12 protein-coding genes are annotated in these 16,741 nt (G+C 39.7%); 10 read left to right on the top strand and 2 right to left on the bottom strand.

Translation table 11 applies throughout. The annotated features are described in order from the left end of the window. Positions 1–190: 190 nt before the first annotated feature. Positions 191–736, top strand: coding sequence for an NADPH-dependent FMN reductase (locus UYC_RS0125040; protein ID WP_016874555.1), 546 nt, complete (start codon positions 191–193; stop codon positions 734–736). A 122-nt stretch (positions 737–858) separates the two neighbouring features. Here UYC_RS0125040 and UYC_RS0125035 read toward each other — a convergent pair whose 3' ends face one another. Continuing rightward, a complete protein-coding gene (locus tag UYC_RS0125035; RefSeq protein ID WP_016874556.1) occupies positions 859–1,977 on the bottom strand; it encodes a ferrochelatase in 1,119 nt (372 codons plus the stop codon). Between the two features lie 440 nt (positions 1,978–2,417). Here UYC_RS0125035 and UYC_RS0125030 point away from each other — a divergent pair, with 440 nt between their 5' ends. From UYC_RS0125030 to UYC_RS0124990, 9 genes are all read left to right on the top strand, one after another. Then, positions 2,418–2,990, top strand: a complete 573-nt coding sequence (locus tag UYC_RS0125030; RefSeq protein WP_016874557.1) for a hypothetical protein — start codon at positions 2,418–2,420, stop codon at positions 2,988–2,990. A 155-nt stretch (positions 2,991–3,145) separates the two neighbouring features. Beyond that, positions 3,146–4,408, top strand: a complete 1,263-nt coding sequence (locus tag UYC_RS0125025; RefSeq protein WP_016874558.1) for an MFS transporter — start codon at positions 3,146–3,148, stop codon at positions 4,406–4,408. Positions 4,409–4,601: 193 nt separating this feature from the next. Then, on the top strand, positions 4,602–6,494 hold the full coding sequence (gene ilvB / locus UYC_RS0125020; protein ID WP_016874559.1) for a biosynthetic-type acetolactate synthase large subunit: 1,893 nt from the start codon (positions 4,602–4,604) through the stop codon (positions 6,492–6,494). 120 nt (positions 6,495–6,614) lie between these two features. Continuing rightward, positions 6,615–7,676: a YheT family hydrolase gene (locus tag UYC_RS0125015; protein WP_016874560.1), complete on the top strand. Its 1,062-nt coding sequence runs from the start codon at positions 6,615–6,617 to the stop codon at positions 7,674–7,676. Between the two features lie 562 nt (positions 7,677–8,238). Next, positions 8,239–8,832, top strand: coding sequence for a superoxide dismutase family protein (locus tag UYC_RS0125010; protein WP_016874561.1), 594 nt, complete (start codon positions 8,239–8,241; stop codon positions 8,830–8,832). Between the two features lie 259 nt (positions 8,833–9,091). Beyond that, complete coding sequence (gene dacB / locus UYC_RS0125005; RefSeq protein ID WP_016874562.1) at positions 9,092–10,564, top strand: D-alanyl-D-alanine carboxypeptidase/D-alanyl-D-alanine endopeptidase; 1,473 nt, start codon at positions 9,092–9,094, stop codon at positions 10,562–10,564. A 555-nt stretch (positions 10,565–11,119) separates the two neighbouring features. After that, complete coding sequence (locus UYC_RS0125000) at positions 11,120–13,897, top strand: tetratricopeptide repeat protein (RefSeq protein WP_016874563.1); 2,778 nt, start codon at positions 11,120–11,122, stop codon at positions 13,895–13,897. Next, a complete protein-coding gene (locus UYC_RS0124995; RefSeq protein ID WP_016874564.1) occupies positions 13,878–14,084 on the top strand; it encodes a hypothetical protein in 207 nt (68 codons plus the stop codon). Before UYC_RS0125000 ends, UYC_RS0124995 begins: the two co-directional genes overlap by 20 nt. A gap of 347 nt (positions 14,085–14,431) precedes the next feature. Then, positions 14,432–14,671: a hypothetical protein gene (locus UYC_RS0124990; RefSeq protein ID WP_016874565.1), complete on the top strand. Its 240-nt coding sequence runs from the start codon at positions 14,432–14,434 to the stop codon at positions 14,669–14,671. A 605-nt stretch (positions 14,672–15,276) separates the two neighbouring features. Here UYC_RS0124990 and UYC_RS0124985 read toward each other — a convergent pair. After that, entirely contained in the window at positions 15,277–16,740 is a 1,464-nt protein-coding gene (locus UYC_RS0124985) for a hypothetical protein (RefSeq protein WP_016874566.1), read from the bottom strand. Between the last annotated feature and the right edge of the window lies 1 nt (position 16,741).

Below are 16,741 nucleotides of genomic sequence, written 5' to 3'. Positions count from 1 at the left end.
AACTTCCACAAAAACTCATTCCCAATTTTGCATAGCCGCACTCCTGGATCTTTCTAGCGATACCTTCAAGCCTCAGAAAAAATTAATATAATATAAATATACATAGTCATAATGAATTCGACTTGCAAAAACCCTCCTTTAGATAGTGGAAATACTTATTAAAGCTAACTACTAGTTTGTTGATTTAATTATGGTCAAAATTGTCGGTATTGGTGGTAGTTTAAGATCTGGCTCCTATAGCCAGATGGCTTTACGTCTAGCAGCGCAACGCGTAGAAGCTTTAGGCGCAGAAGTAGAAATTCTCGATTTGCGAGAAATGCAGTTACCGTTTTGTACTGGGGGACAAGAGTATCCAGATTACCCAGACGTGCAACGGTTACAAGATGCTGTTAGCAGTGCTGATGGGTTAATTTTAGCGACACCAGAGTATCACGGGAGCGTGAGTGGTGTCCTCAAAAATGCCTTGGATTTAATGAGTTTCGATCAGTTGTCTGATAAAGTTGTTGGGCTAATTAGCGTCTTGGGTGGACAGTCTAACAGCAACGCCTTAAATGACTTGCGAGTCATTATGCGCTGGGTACACGCTTGGGTAATTCCCGAACAAATTGCTGTTGGTCAAGCATGGAATGCTTTTAACTCAGAAGGTAAGCTCCTAGATGATAAGCTTTCTCAAAGATTTGACCAATTTGCCCAGAGTTTAGTTGACAATACCCGCAAGTTGCGAGGCGTGAATTAGGGGATAGGGGGACAGGTGACAGGGTACAGGGAACAGGGGACAAGGGAGGAATTGTACCAGACGCTTCGGTTCCTTGCGTCTCTACCCGATCCCCGAACCCCAATCCCCAATTCCTGCTCTTCTTAATGATGGTGATGGTGGTGATGGTTGATCGCTAAGTGCGAGTTAACTGTTATGGCTTGTTCTGTTAATAACTCTTCAATGTGAGAATTTGCCCATTGGGCTGCCATAGCTAAAAACTCAGGGCGATCGTTGACGCAAGGCATCTGCACGAAGTTAACACTCTTATGCTTTTTCTCTAATGCATGAATAATATGATGTACATCCAATAGAGTTTCGTGGTTTTCTGTCGCAAAACCAATGGGCATAAACATTACAACTTTTGCACCTAGTTGAATGAGATTTTTCGCTGCTTGTTCGGCACTTGGTTGCGTCCATTCAATCAAGGGTGTGTCGTGGTTTAACCAACCTACAGAAATTAAAGGATAACGGTTAATTAATTTATCGCGCACCAAGTCGTATAGTGCCTGACTCTCGGTAATCCCAGAGGTGAATCCTTTAGCTTTATGGGGACAACCGTGATTCATTAACACAATACCAATTTCTGCTGGTAGGTAAGCTTTGGCTAAGTCACTGGCAATTTTTTCTTCTACAAGATTAGCCATCAAATCGATGTAGGCTGGTTCGTTGTAAAAAGAAGGAATGTAGCGTAGCCCTTTGAGCCAGTGTTCATTACCATCAGTCAATTCTGATAAAGCTTTGTTAACTTGCTCGATCGCTATACCACTGGTAAAGATGGAATCAACTACCAGTAATGGGTATATCAAAAGTTTGTCAAAGCCTTGGTTTTTAATTTCTGCTAAGACTTGTTTAGGAAGGAAGGGAGCGCAGAAGTTAAAAGCTTTGAAGACTTGAACTTGATCGCCCCAACTTTGTTGCAAACTTTTTTCTATACCTTCTCGTTGCTTTTCAAATATAGCGTTGTGGGGAGAAATAAAATCATTGTGCTGGTGTCCCCACTCATGGCGATCAAATAAAGCCAAAATTCTAGCCAAAGGGGGATAAATCCAAGTGGGTACTGGTGCAAATTTTGCTGTTAGGAGATTTAAAGCCTGTTCGTTATAGTTAGCGAAATCTTCATAGCTTTCGACTTCACCATAGCCCATCAACAACACGGCTACGCGTTGTTGACTTGGTAAATGCTCGTGGGTATGTTCTAGTTTTTCCGGCGTGGCAACCACAATCTATTCCTCAATGTAATTAGAAGAGGTTGTTTTTCTTACTACTTAATTATTATCCTATCCCCCCGGAGAGGATAAATACACTTAAAAGAACAAAGCTTAAAATTCATACCTGGGATGGGGGATTAGGGATTAGGGACTAGGGACTAGGGACTAGGGTAGGGGACACGGGGACAGAAAGAAGCAAGGGTGCAGGGCGCAAGGGGGAGAAACCACTAACTACTAACTACTAACCACTACCTACTAACCACTAACTACTAACCAATGACCAATGACTAACTAACCATTTTGTGTCAGATTTAATAGACCGGAATTAAATTTTTGAGCTATTAATAGTATTTAGTGTTAACGAATACCTTTTTTGCTGCTTGGCAACACTAAATTTTTACGAGTTTTTCTAGACGCAAAATGATTGTGGAAACTGCTAGCAACAAAAACGGATGAGCATAATTATTTGCCCTGGAATTCATGAACCAAAGTTAACAGAGAATTTTACTTCTAGCTTGAGTGCGTTATTTACTGATACCTCAACTAGCAAAAATTCCGTAGATATACTAATTTACCCAACAGTTGGTTATTCGTCTTTATCGGCATTTCATATTGTGCAGTTTTTGTCCGATCGCTTGGGTAACGAGCAAAAAGCGCCTGTGATGTTCATAAGTTTTAGTGCTGGCGTAGTTGGAGCGATCGCAGCCGCATCCTTGTGGCAAATTCTTGGAGGGTATGTTAAAGCTTTTATTGCCATAGATGGATGGGGAGTTCCATTGGTGGGAAATTTCCCTATCCATCGAATGAGTCATGATTATTTCACCCACTGGAGTTCCAAAATACTTGGTTGTGGGCACAATAACTTTTATGCAGACCCACCTGTCGAGCATTTAGATATGTGGCGATCGCCCCAAACTGTACAAGGTTGGTGGGTAGACTTGTCTGTTGGGGAATCGCAGCTACCAAAACGTCTAAGTGCGATTGAATTTTTGTATATGCTTTTTATGCGTTATGAAGAAAATTAATCCGGAAAACATAGGGATTAAGCAGGAGTGAAAATGTGATGGGGTGATAGGTTAAAAATTAACTTTAAACCCCCCTAAATCTCCCTCACTCCAAGGCAAGCACGAGGCACTGCCCCCTACTATTCCCTGCTCCCCCAACCCCAACCCTGATTCTGATGTTTCCAACTGAACCTGCTGCCGTTAACAATGGATTTGGTGTTCTGCTCAAAAACCGTGGCTTTATGCTGCTGTGGATTGGGCAGTTATTATCCCAGCTGGCTGATAAAGTTTTCTTTGTTTTGATGGTAGCCCTACTAGAAAATTATCCACCTCCGATCGGTTTGGCAGAAAACTCCATGTATTCAACTTTGATGATGGCGTTTACAATACCAGCCATTCTGTTTGGTTCTGCCGGAGGTGTCTTTGTTGACCGCTTTCCGAAAAAAATCATCATGGTTGGCTCTGATTTTGTACGCGGTCTGTTAACGTTGCTAATTCCCTTTTTGCCGCGGGAGTTCCTGGTTCTTTTGTTAATGACTTTTGCTATCTCTACAATCACGCAGTTTTTTGCCCCCGCAGAGCAAGCAGCCATTCCGCTGATAGTACGAAAAGAAAATTTAATGGCAGCTAATGCGCTGTTTAGCAGCACGATGATGGGTGCTCTCATTGTTGGGTTTGCGATCGGTGAGCCAATACTGAGTTGGGCGAAAGATGTATTAGGGCCAAATTACGGACAAGAGCTTGTTGTCACGATCCTATACCTATCTTCTGCGGGCATGATGCAGCCAATTAACTTTAAAGACAACAGAACTCTTGATAATAGTGAGGCAATCATCCATCCTTGGACAGACTTTAAACAGGGCTTACGCTATCTTAAAAGCAATCGTTTAGTCTTAAATGCCATGCTGCAACTAATAACTTTATATTGCGTATTTGCTGCTTTAACGGTGTTGGCAATTCGATTGGCAGAGGAATTTGGCTTAAAAGAGAAACAATTCGGCTTTTTCTTGGCAGCCGCAGGGGTAGGAATGGTCTTGGGAGCAGCAATTTTGGGGCATTGGGCTAATAAAGTGCATCACAAGCCTTTACCCTTGTTCGGATTTTTAATGATGGCTATAGTTTTGGGAGTATTCACCTTTACCCATAATTTGTTGTTAGCATTGGGGCTTTGTGCCGTGTTGGGAATTGGTGCAGCTTTAGTTGGTGTGCCAATGCAAACTTTAATTCAACAGCAGACACCACCTTCAATGCATGGTAAAGTGTTTGGATTTCAAAATCATGCCGTTAACATTGCTCTGTCGGCTCCACTAGCAATTACTGGCCCTGTCACTGATGCTCTGGGTTTGCGCAGCGTGCTTGTCGGAATGAGCGTAATAGTTGCTGTAGTTGGCGTTTGGGCTTGGCAAAATACCCGTAAAGTTTTGGAAGATGTGATTTAGAAGGCAGGAGGCAGAAGGTTTTTTCTCCTACACCCCTATACCCTTACACCCCCACACCCATTTTCAATTCATAAACCAGTCTTTTATGTCAAGAATAGGGAACAATCTCAATTAATTATGAGAGTTTTAAATTAAAATGAAATTTTAAATACAGAATTTCAGCTTTATCTTAGCTATCACGTGAGGTTTGACTGTGCGATCGCGTTCCCAAATAGGTGCCCCACAAATTGAGAATCCCACCCAGTCTAATGTCTCCTTGTCGCCAGTCGCAACGCCCAGACGGGCTTCTGGTGGTTTTGCATTGCTTGACAGTCTCAAACGCCACGGCGTTGAATATATTTTTGGTTATCCTGGCGGCGCGATTCTGCCAATTTATGATGAACTTTATTTTGAACAAGCCTCTGGCGGCATTAAGCATATCCTGGTAAGACACGAACAAGGCGCAGCCCATGCCGCAGATGGCTACGCCCGCGCTACGGGTAAGGTAGGAGTGTGCTTTGGTACTTCTGGGCCAGGGGCGACTAATTTAGTCACAGGTATTGCCACTGCCTATATGGACTCGATTCCGATGGTGATTGTCACAGGACAAGTACCACGGAAAATGATTGGTACAGATGCATTTCAAGAAACTGATATTTACGGAATTACGCTGCCCATCGTCAAGCACTCTTACGTAGTGCGCGATCCCAAAGACATGGCGCGAATTGTTGCTGAGGCATTCCATATTGCCAGTACGGGAAGACCTGGCCCTGTTTTGGTTGATGTCCCCAAAGACGTGGCATTTGAAGAATTTGACTATGTACCAGTAGAACCGGGTTCGGTAAAATTGCCTGGATATCGCCCGACAGTAAAAGGTAATCCCCGTCAGATTAACGCCGCAATTCAACTAATTCGCGAGAGCCGCCGCCCTTTGCTGTACGTCGGTGGGGGTGCGATCGCTTCTGGTGCTTACGAAGAACTTCAAGAACTAGCTGAATTATTTAATATCCCTGTCACTACTACGTTGATGGGTTTGGGTGCCTTTGACGAACATCATCCCCTGTCTTTAAATATGTTGGGGATGCACGGCACTGCTTATGCTAACTTTGCTGTCACCGACTGCGATTTACTAATATGTGTTGGTGCCAGATTTGATGACCGCGTCACCGGCAAGCTGGATGAATTCGCTTCCCGCGCTAAAGTTATCCACATTGACATTGATCCCGCAGAAGTAGGCAAAAATCGCGTTCCCGATGTACCCATCGTTGGAGATGTCAAGAACGTCCTCACTGATATTTTGCGGCGATGTCAAGAATTGGATCTCAAGAGTACACCCAACCAAACCCAAGAATGGTTGAGATTAATCAACCGCTGGAAGGAAGAGTATCCACTGGTAGTACCCCAGCATCCAGATAGTATGTCACCGCAAGAGGTGATAGTGGAAGTAGCCCGGCAAGCGCCCAATGCTATCTATACTACTGATGTCGGACAACATCAAATGTGGGCAGCCCAATTCCTCAAAACAGGGCCGCGACGCTGGATTTCTAGTGGTGGTTTGGGAACGATGGGCTTTGGCTTACCTTCCGCCATGGGTGCAAAAGTTGCCTTCCCTGACCAGGAAGTTATCTGTATCAGCGGTGATGCCAGCTTCCAGATGTGCTTGCAAGAGCTTGGAACTCTAGCGCAGTATGGTATTAATGTCAAGACTGTAATTGTAAATAATGGCTGGCAAGGCATGGTACGCCAATGGCAGCAAGCTTTTCACGGCGAGCGTTACTCATGCTCGAACATGGAAGTAGGGATGCCGGATGTTGAGTTACTGTGCAAAGCTTATGGGATCAAGGGCATAGTCATCAATAGCCGGGAAGAATTGCCAAATGCGATCGCCGAAATGTTAGCTCACAATGGCCCGGTAATTATCGATGCCCATGTCACCAAAGACGAAAACTGCTACCCAATGGTAGCCCCCGGTAAGAGCAACGCTCAAATGGTTGGTTTGCCCAAGCAGGCTCCAAAAACCGACGTAGAACCCGTATATTGCGGAAATTGCGGTGCAAAAAATGCTCCTAATAATAACTTTTGTCCTGAGTGTGGGACTAAGTTGTAAGAGCAAAGCATAGCCAGACAAAATGAAATAGGGTGGGTTGTGCCCACCCTATTTTTTGGTTTGTGTTTGCTAAGGAGCGATCGCGCAGCAAGCAGGTAGAATTTCTCACAAGTCGAAATTATGTATTTCCCGCCCTATAATCCGCCGCTATTTTTGCAAAACGGTGTAGCAATGACTGTCTACGCTTCTTTGTGGGGATCTCTTAACTGGGAAAAGTCTACAACATTCCCCGAACCGCCTTACAAGGAGCAAATTTTTATCGGTGGGCAAGGCATACCCATTTTTGGCTGGGTGGCTATACCTAACAACGCTCACAGCACAATTATCGGCACCTACGGTATTACAGGGGATTTAGAAAACCAATGGTTTCTTAGGCTTTTAGGACGTAAGGCATACGCGCAAGGATATGCTGTAGTCTTATTTGATTGGCGTGCTCATGGCAAAACTGCTAAGTTATCACCGACGCTAACTAGTGATGGTTTATATGAGGGAGAAGATTTTGTCCGCATTGCCGCAACCGCGGCAAAAATGGGATGTCCAAGCAAATTTTGGTTCACAGGTTATTCTTTAGGGGGGCAGTTAGCGCTGTGGGGAGTAAAAGCAGCGATGGAACTGTCTGAGAGCAAAGAAAATCTAGGCATTACAGAAAGTGACATTGGCGGTGCAGCGGTAATTTGTCCCAACTTAGATTCGCGACGCTCTCTTACTTATTTAGTTAGTTACCCAGCAGGTAGATATTTTGAAGCCAGGATTGCTCAGAGCCTGAAAAATTTAGCGTGGCAAATTCATGATGCTCATCCTGGAAGTTTCGATCCAGAGGCGATTAAAAGAGCAAATAGCATTTGGGCTTTTGACCGAGAACTAGTGATTGGACGATTGGGTTTTTCTTCACCAGAGGCTTACTATGACGCTAGCAGTCCTTTGCCATTACTTAAAAGCTTTTCAAAACCGACTTTGATTATTTACGCACAAGACGATCCGTTTTTCGATCCGGCGATCGCCCCCGATTTGCAAGCAATCTGTGCTAAAAATCCAGCAATAGATTTGTTACTTACTCATTATGGTGGTCATGTTGGCTATTTAAGTAGCAAACAGTGCCAACGCCAAGCACAAGACTCAGATCCATGGTGGGCGTGGAACCGGATTTTACAGTGGCTTGAGCAACAACTAAAACAGATATAAATACTATCACAATGGGGAAGTCAGTACAAAATAAGTGTAGTAAAGAAGATTTTCATTAACATTTCTAAGGTAAAGCAAGTAGCGTGATAATACTTATTTTTATTATTTCAGGGAAGTTTTTACACCATAACATGCAATAATGTACAACAGAGGTAATACAAGTGATAACGCTCAGTTATGAGTACAAAATACTGCTACTCAAAGATTATGTAGGACTGATCGAACAATGTCTAGAAGTGTGCCGCGAAGTCTGAAATTATGCTTTACATTCATGTCAGTATTGGTTGCTATCTCGGATCTGTCTTGTTAATCCTTGTTTCATTACCTGCAAGTACATCATCTCTGCGGACGAACCATACCCTAGTTACAATCAACAGACTAAGTCACTAAACTAAAGCGAGAAAATTTAATTCTTTCCCGTTCAATTTCAAAAGGGTTTTATTCAAAGCAAGTGTGGATATTGAAAAAATAGCCACCTACTTTGCCATGCCGTCTTTGCAGCGTGATGTACAAGTACCAAATGGAAGTTAACTCTAGTTATTTGTCATTACAGCAGGAGGTCATGGTGATCAAGTTTTCGCCGCTAAAATCTTTGTTTTTCATAGGAGTCAGCCTTTGCTTGGTGCTGGTTTGGGGATTTCTAATGGGGCAACCAAGTATGTCGCAGTCTGCGCTACGAGCACAAGTCCAGATTACCGGTGACGACATTACTGGCACCCTAAATCTGAGTCAGCGTCAAGATGGTGTGGTCAGAATTTGGGGGCAAGTTCAAGGCAATCCGACTAAGCTGACTCCCGGTTTGCACGGTTTCCATATTCATTCTGTAGGTGTGTGCGATCCTAATGCCGATCCTGCTTATAGCAGTGCCGGTGGGCACTTTGATCCTGGCCCTTTCGGTAATGAACTTCCCGTACAGGAAAACCACCCTTATCATATGGGCGACTTGCCGAACTTAGAAGTGGATGCGGCGGGCGTTGCAACATACAGTACGCAGACTAGCCGAGTCACACTAAGTGAAGGCCCCCTCACCCTGTTTGACGGAGACGGTAGTGCAGTCATCATCCACCTATTAAAAGATCAACAAAAAGCGGGTGGTACGGCAGCAGAAGCTGGTGGGGCAAGAATAGCCTGTGGAGTTGTAACTCTTAGTCAATAGACCTTAAATATAAAAATATCGAACGCGATCGCTAGCTACATAGCAGTCTGATCTAATTTGTGATTCACGAATGATTTAGGGCTGCTATAGCTGCGATCGCACACTAGTTGAAAACGATTCATCAATCCACACCACTTTAATATCTGGTAAATTCTCTACATCAGGAAACTATTAATTTGCTTAGGCTGTCTGCTGATATTTACAGTGACTTGCTGGATAATTCCTGTTAGTCAAATTATGCGATCGCTAAGTCTAGACAATGCCTAAAAAACTTTCTACTAGTTTGCTAATACTATTTTTAAGTGTACAAGTAGGTATCAACCATCAAATAGTAAAAGCACAAACCCCAGCATCTACAGTACCAACAACTACCCTTAAAACAATTTGCCCTGCCCAACTAGGAGCAGCGGTAGATACCATTATTAACCGCTCTGAATTCAGTCGGGCGCGCTGGGGAGTATTAGTACAAAATCTGGGTTCTACTGAAACACTTTACAGTCGGGACGCTCAAAAATACTTTATTCCAGCATCTAACACTAAATTACTAACCACAGCTGCCGCACTAACAGAACTCGGTGCAAATTACCGCATTCGTACTTCTGTGTATCGCGATGGTGATAGGTTGCGTGTAGTGGGTAGGGGAGATCCCAGTTTAACTGATGCCCAGCTGACAACATTGGCTAAACAATTTAAACAAAAGGGTATCAACGAAATTAAGCATTTGATGGTTGACGATAATTATTTTCAAGGAGATATTGTTAATCCCAGTTGGCAATGGGAAGATTTGCAATCAGGCGATGGTACACCAATAAACAGTTTGATTGTGGATCAGAATTCTTTTAGTTTTATTGTGTCACCGCAAACTTCAGGTAAACCTCTAAAAGTAATTTGGTTAAATTCCGAGCAGAAAAAACAGTGGCAGATAATAAATCAATCGGTCACAGTTGAAAAAAATCAACCTAGTTTTATCAAGGTTAATCGCGAGCTAGAAGGTTCAGTACTACGAATTAAAGGTCAGTTACCAGAAGGTTCCCAATCACAATTTGTAAATTTACCTGTGTTTGCACCTGCAGAATACTTTTTACAGCGTTTTCGTAGTGTCTTGGCAGCAGAAAAAATTACTGTTAAACAAGCATCAGTTTTAGATAGTAATAGCAAAAATGAGATAGAAGAATTAGCTTTTATTCAATCTCCTCCACTATCAGAATTAGTAATGACAGCAAATCAAGATAGTAATAATTTCTATACTGAGGCATTGTTAAGAGCATTAGCTATTAAAAAACCAGCAACAAAAAATCAAAGCACGGCTGATGTCGGTTTAGAAGTTTTAAAATCAACTTTAACTCAGTTGGGAGTTGAACCAACTAGTTATGTTTTGGCAGATGGTTCGGGTTTGTCGCGCAAAAATTTAATTAGTCCACAAGCTTTAGTGCAAACTTTACAAGGAATGGCGCAGTCATCACAAGCAGAAGTGTTTCGTGCTTCTCTACCTGTAGCGGGTATGAGCGGCACTTTAAAAAATCGTCTGGTTGATACGCCGGCAACGGGAATTGTACAAGCAAAAACAGGAACTCTGGGCGGTGTTGTTACTCTCTCAGGATATGTCAATGCGCCTGGTTATAATCCGGTTGTATTTAGTATGATGGTAAATCAAACTGAACAGCCTGCGAGGGTTGTGCGGCAAGCGATGGATGAAATTTTGGTGATGTTAGCGCAGTTACAGCGTTGTTAAATTATTTTCATAACTTACTAAAGCCAATCATAACTAAACTAACCCTGGTTAATTAAGAGGATGTTTTAAAAGTTTTGGGCGAATATAATTCGTTACTACACAAACTAAGCTCCTCCACAAGGAGGCTCAGAACTTCGGAGTTTTGTTTGTCTGTATAGCTGCGATGTCCAATCGCCAGGGTTAGTATTGATTTAGACTTTACAAACATCCTTTAAGAGATGATTTATAAAGTAAATCCTAAATTCTAGTGGGCTGCTAAAGCTAGTTTGGTGTATTAAGAGTAGATTGAGTTTCACATTGCTCAACTCAAATTATTGTGAAAGCGATCGCCTCATATATCGTTAAGTTTATTTAAAAGTTTTTATTTATTTATAAAAGACTTCTCAAATATTAAAAAAAATGATATCGTACAGCCATTATTATTTAGAACAAAATGGCGTTAGTTTAGAAATATGAACTATATTAGTCTCTATCTAATCAGCTTCATAGGCTGAACTAATTTTTTATTTTTACTCTAGCTTAATTAATTTATCTATTTTACTGAAATGAAAAATTATGTTTAAATTTTTAAAGTCTAATCGGAGAAATAAAAAAAGAGAATTTTTGAAAAATTTTTCTGATTTTTTATCACCTTCAAATATCATCAATCCTACAGATACACCTAAAAAACTGAGAAAATTTTTACAGGAAGAATTTGAGAAAGGTAGTAAAGAGGAAGATTACAACAATATTATTGATGGATTAACTAAAGGTATCGACGATTTTATAGAAAGTTATATTGATTTATACATATATAAACAAAAGACAGAAGCAAAAAGAAAAAAATTTAGACGCATTTGGTCTTTTGTTATTCTATTTTTTTCAGTTGTATCCATAATTCTTATTAGTAGTATAAGTATTGAAATATCTAGGCATCAAATACTTTTTACTTTGGTAGTTGGAGCATTACTTGGAATTTTCCCTATTTCATATATTGCATACAGTTATTATAAATCTGAAGTACAAAAAGACCGATTAGAAAATGATTTAAGATTATTGGGATTAGTTTCTGAAGAAAATATTAATGAAATCAGTGAACTTTACAATACTGTATATAATCCTTTCCAATTTGGTGTATATATTATTTTATTTGTTACTCTAGCATCTCTTATATTTGCAGCATATTACAACAAAAACGAGCTAGGTGTTATCAAAAGTCTTACAGTTGAAATAATTTTTTATGCATTTCTTGGCTCTTACTTTTTTGGTATACAGTTGTTAATTAGAAGATATAATACTTTCGATTTACAACCACAAGTTTATAGTGCTGTTATCCTAAGAACTCTACTTTCAGCAGTTATCACTTTTAGTATCGCTTCATTAATTGGAGGAATTGAGAAGATCGCTCCAAATTCATCATTGCCTCAAACAGCGGTAATGACTCAACAACAAAGCCCTAATCAACCTCCCGAAAATCAACAACAAAGCCCTAATACAGATTCTTTACCTTGGCAAATACTAGCTTTTTTAATTGGAATTTTTCCTACTCGTGGCATCCGCTGGATAACCTTTATTGCTAATCGTGCTTTAAGTGCACCTATTGAGCAATACAATGAATATCCACTCAAAAATGTTGTAGGTATAAATACTTGGCATGAAGCTAGACTTTCAGAGTTAGGTATTGATAATGTTCAAAGTTTAGCTACCACAGATATATGTAAGTTACTTTTATCTACTCAATTTGATACTCAACAAATAGTGAATTGGGTAGATCAAGCAATTTTATGTATGAAATTAGGCTCGAAAGTGGAGCGTTTACGTGAATTAAATATTAGTACATTTCATGAATTACAAATAGCTATTTTGGAAGTAAACTCAGACGAAGATTTTAATTTTAGCTCAAGAAAAGCTAATGGTTATGAAGGAAATCTAAAGAACAATGACTGTGAGCAGCAAGATAAATACAAGCGTTTATCGTCAGCGCTTGGATTAACATCCGATGATATCAAGCTTTTGAGCAATTATTCTAATTATCCAAATTATACTCATATCAAATCTTATTATAAAGGCGCTCCTGAGGTAGCCAGTAAGCAAGCTGCTACTGGAAAACAGTTTCTAATGAAATCTTTAAGCAGGCAAATTACTATTAGTGGTATTCTCTTAGCCTCTTATAAGGATGAGGAGACTGGAGGAAATGTATCTATAAGCATTAATGAGCAGAAAGAAATAGAGCAAGAAATTAAAGAATTAAAAATATTCTTGAAAGAAAATCCTCATCACGCTAAAGAATATGTCAATTTAGGAACTCGCTATTATCTACTGAATCAAGTTACTGAGGCAATGAGAGCATATAATCAAGCTATCAGTTTAGATTCTAATTTGGCAGAAGCATATAATAATAGAAGTGTGCTATTTATAGATGAAGATAATTATGAAAAAGCAATTCAAGATACTAGAAAAGCTATTAGAATAAATCCTAATTTTGATGTAGCCTATAGCAATCTAGGATTAGCTCAATTGCGTCAAAATAATGCTTTTTCAGCAATTGATAGCCTCACAAAAGCAATAGATTGTAATTGTCGTCTTGCAGCAGCCTACTATTATCGTGGAGTAGCTTATAACACTATTTCAATGGGAGAAGAACATTTTAGGTTAGCTGTTGCAGACTTTGAGAGAGCATACTTACTTAGTTATGAAGGTGATGTTTTATGGTCTGCTTGGGGATTAGCCTTAAGTAGTTTGGGAGAATATGAAGAAGCTATAGAAAAGTACGATGAGGCTATTGCTAGAGCTGGAATTATTTCTGCTCGGCTTTATGCTCGGCGAGCTTACGCTTGTCTACAATTCGGAACATCTTTGTATAACGATGAAAAAAATACTCAACTTCAAAAAGGAGCTATCTACTATCAAAAAGCCTATTTTGATTTTGAGAAAGCTACTGCCCAAGAAGATAACGCTCCAGCATCTGCATTTGCTAATTTTGGATTGCTTAAAGCCTTACAAGGAGATATGAAAGCAAAGGAAGGGAAAAACGAGGAAGCTAATAAATATTATGATGAAGCTATTCAAAAATATATTAAAGCCATTGAAATATATCACAAAACACTTCCTAAATTTAACAATCAGGATGATTATCGAGATAACGGCGAATTATACGAGTTTCATGGCAATTTAGCAATGTTTTATCAGAAAGTAGGCGACTATGAAAACGCTAAATCTAATTATTCACAAGCAATTAAACTTGGTGACAACACAGTAGGAACCCACTTTAATTATGGAATCTGTTTATTTAAATCCGGAAATTCTATCCTGGAGAATACTATTCATAGCTATAATGAAGACTATAGAGGATAAAAATTTAGATCGAGATAAGTTAGGAATTGCACTGCAAGAATTCAGAGATGCTAAAGAAGAATTTATAAAAGTAATAAAATTAGCAAATAAGGAACATATATTAGTGAAAAAGTCTGAGCAATACATACAGTATATCGATGTATATATAACTTTTATAGACACAGTATTAAAAAACAATAGTTGTTAATCGATAAGCACAAATTAGGTTTTTGTATGATTTTTTATATTAATTATTTGCCAATTATATTGAGAAGCTGCAATTTATAGCTATTCAAGCGAGTTTTATTTTTTATATGTTTATAGCTGTACAAGTTAGTTATATCAAGAAAAACCAACATCTCGGAACTTTTCTTTTTTGTATTGTAGGTACCTGATGAAGTTGTAATTTTTTTATAGGTAAATTATCTGAATTAAGTAGCTAATTCTACGTATATTGACTAAATTGCCTCATCAGAGCGAAAATATATATGGGAAAGTTTATCTTCCTAGCACAAACGTTGCTATTAGATACCAAGTAAAAAAAGATGGAGAATTATGAGAAAAAATAAAGAGCAGTTAAACTATTCAACAATTCAACAAAATGCCCCTTGGGGTGCATCAACAGTCATAGGCGCTTTAAACCTCTCAGACAAACGCTGTGAAAAAAATCACACCATCACTAAGGTGCCAATTACTCGCGGTGTTTATATTGGGGGTGATGTTAGCATTGGTGGAGGAGAGTCGGTTGGTCTTTACTCTTGGGTTGATGATATTCCTGATTTTGATGAGGAATAAGCTAACGTTAGTGTTTTAATGTTACTCAACAGGAGCGTGTTGCGTCCTTTAAATTTGCAACGTCAACGCAGATGAGCTAAATTCCAATGACTGCAGTGGCGATCGCTAGCAAAGGTAAGGATGGTTCAATCTCTCCCTTGCTAAAGGGTTAGAGGCAAACAAAGGTAAACTTGGTTAGTGGATGCTTCAGCTAGCGATCGCGTTGGCAACTTAGCGATGTGATTACGACGTTTAGCAAAGTCTTTGGTAAGGCATTAGGACTAATATTTGTAAACCTAAAAACCACAAACTCCTTGAAATCTTAAGATTTCAAGGAGTTTATTGTAAGTGCCAGTTTCCGCTAATTCAAAAGTACCGTTTGAGCTTAGGGAATTGACCCTAAAAAAAGTAGACAAACTCAAGCATTAATTAAGATGATCCGTATACGGTGATCCGGGTGAGCCGCAATATTAGAGTTACTGGAGCGATCGCAGGATTCTCACAAGCATATATAGGGACTAGTTTACCGAGCAGGAATAGATAAGTGATTAAACCTGCTGATCCGTCCGGCTTCGGTTCCTAATTACCTGCCAGTCAGTCTGCTTGCTATGCCAGTTGTGCGATCGCTACTGCATTAGGTTATTACTGTGGAATCTAGTTGCTTGCAACACTTGGTCATGTAGTTTATTAAAAATGCTGGCTTGAGCTAAAGTCCTAAAAGACTGCCCTGTAACTAAATTCAGGCAATTTAATATTCGTGTCTGCCATTGTTCTGAGTTGGTCACATCTTTACCCCAAGCAGTGAATAGTTCTCTTTCTGATAAACCCTCTAAGCGATGAGAAAGATTATTTCGCATCTCCCGTGCTGGATGCCAAAATGCATAAAAATCATTACTATTTATGGTCGCTGGGATAGCAGCGGCTACTAAATCTCGGAGAATCCTACCATAAAGAGAAATCTCTGAAATTTGCTTTTGTGATTGATTAAAATGAGTGCTTAAAGTAGGATACTTCTGTAAAATTGAGTCTTTTATTAATGGGTATTGATTAGGTTCCTCTATCAAGTCATTGGGAAAAGATTGGTTTGCCCACAAATATAAAACACCCTCAATAGCCCGATGGCTATGTAACATTGCCTCTGTAGTGTTTTGTTGTTGCAAGCGAACTACACCCAAATAAGCTTGTTCATACGCAATCCAAAATTTCTCATGAATTGTTGGTATTGTCATAGAACTTCTAGCTAAGGAGAGAAACTTTCCAAACTGTCTTTGATTCCAAAGTATTCCTGCCTTCAATAAATTTGGTACAGCACCAAAACTTGAAGATGACTGCTGAAAATAAGGTAGTAGTAGATCGTAAACTTCAGCATAGTCATATCTAGCTAACAACTTCAAAGCCTGCTGCTGAGTCCTGTCCCAAAGATAATTGTTTCCCAAGAATGGGCCACTGTAATCTGAGGGAATTCCAGCTTGATTTGCTTGAGTATTTTGCTTAAACTCAAAAAATTGAATGCGATCGCCATACAAGCTCAAACCAGAAATCCTTGACGCTTCTGAAGCTTGACCTACTCCTCCCTTGAGACAAAGCCATATAGGTTGATCTGCTTTAATGGTAATTTTCTCTCTCCAAGTTCGCCGCCACCAATAAAACATCTGCTCAAAATTAGAAGGATTAGTTCCATCTTGGCCCAAGGAGATAATTTCAACACTAATATGATTAAATTGATTGACAATCCATGCTTTAATCAACTCTGCTGCATATAGCGTGTCTTTCTCTCGCTCTCGCACTTCTAATTTTTGATCGGTCGCAATTAAATAAATTCTTTCAATATCTGTGGCTTTTTCACTGAGAAGCTTACCAATGATGACTGGCTTAATTCGCTCTTGATAAATTGTAATTTTGTCTAGTAAATATTTAGTTAAGTCTCGAAAACTGATATTATGTAGTCCTTGATCGGAAATTACCTCTGCTTGTTCACCAAGGATATCTGCATTTTGCATTCGATCATCGCCAATGTTATACCAAGTACCAGAGGAAATTTGGAACATCAAATCTCTAGTACCAATTGTTGCAATTAAAACAGCTTTCATA

The organism is Chlorogloeopsis fritschii PCC 6912, from assembly GCF_000317285.1.
Taxonomy (GTDB): domain Bacteria; phylum Cyanobacteriota; class Cyanobacteriia; order Cyanobacteriales; family Nostocaceae; genus Chlorogloeopsis; species Chlorogloeopsis fritschii.
Note: the sequence above shows the minus strand (reverse complement) of the source record. Positions and strands in the feature narration are given on the sequence as shown.

What these genes read in the sequence shown, in the direction of transcription:
- UYC_RS0125000 (WP_016874563.1), top strand. Translation starts at nt 11,120, where the DNA reads ATGTTTAAATTTTTAAAGTCTAATCGGAGAAATAAAAAAAGAGAATTT.
- UYC_RS0124990 (WP_016874565.1), top strand. Translation starts at nt 14,432, where the DNA reads ATGAGAAAAAATAAAGAGCAGTTAAACTATTCAACAATTCAACAAAAT.
- UYC_RS0125025 (WP_016874558.1), top strand. Translation starts at nt 3,146, where the DNA reads ATGTTTCCAACTGAACCTGCTGCCGTTAACAATGGATTTGGTGTTCTG.
- UYC_RS0125010 (WP_016874561.1), top strand. Translation starts at nt 8,239, where the DNA reads ATGGTGATCAAGTTTTCGCCGCTAAAATCTTTGTTTTTCATAGGAGTC.
- UYC_RS0124995 (WP_016874564.1), top strand. Translation starts at nt 13,878, where the DNA reads ATGAAGACTATAGAGGATAAAAATTTAGATCGAGATAAGTTAGGAATT.
- UYC_RS0125040 (WP_016874555.1), top strand. Translation starts at nt 191, where the DNA reads ATGGTCAAAATTGTCGGTATTGGTGGTAGTTTAAGATCTGGCTCCTAT.
- UYC_RS0125015 (WP_016874560.1), top strand. Translation starts at nt 6,615, where the DNA reads ATGTATTTCCCGCCCTATAATCCGCCGCTATTTTTGCAAAACGGTGTA.
- dacB (WP_016874562.1), top strand. Translation starts at nt 9,092, where the DNA reads ATGCCTAAAAAACTTTCTACTAGTTTGCTAATACTATTTTTAAGTGTA.
- UYC_RS0125030 (WP_016874557.1), top strand. Translation starts at nt 2,418, where the DNA reads ATGAGCATAATTATTTGCCCTGGAATTCATGAACCAAAGTTAACAGAG.
- UYC_RS0124985 (WP_016874566.1), bottom strand. Translation starts at nt 16,740, where the DNA reads ATGAAAGCTGTTTTAATTGCAACAATTGGTACTAGAGATTTGATGTTC.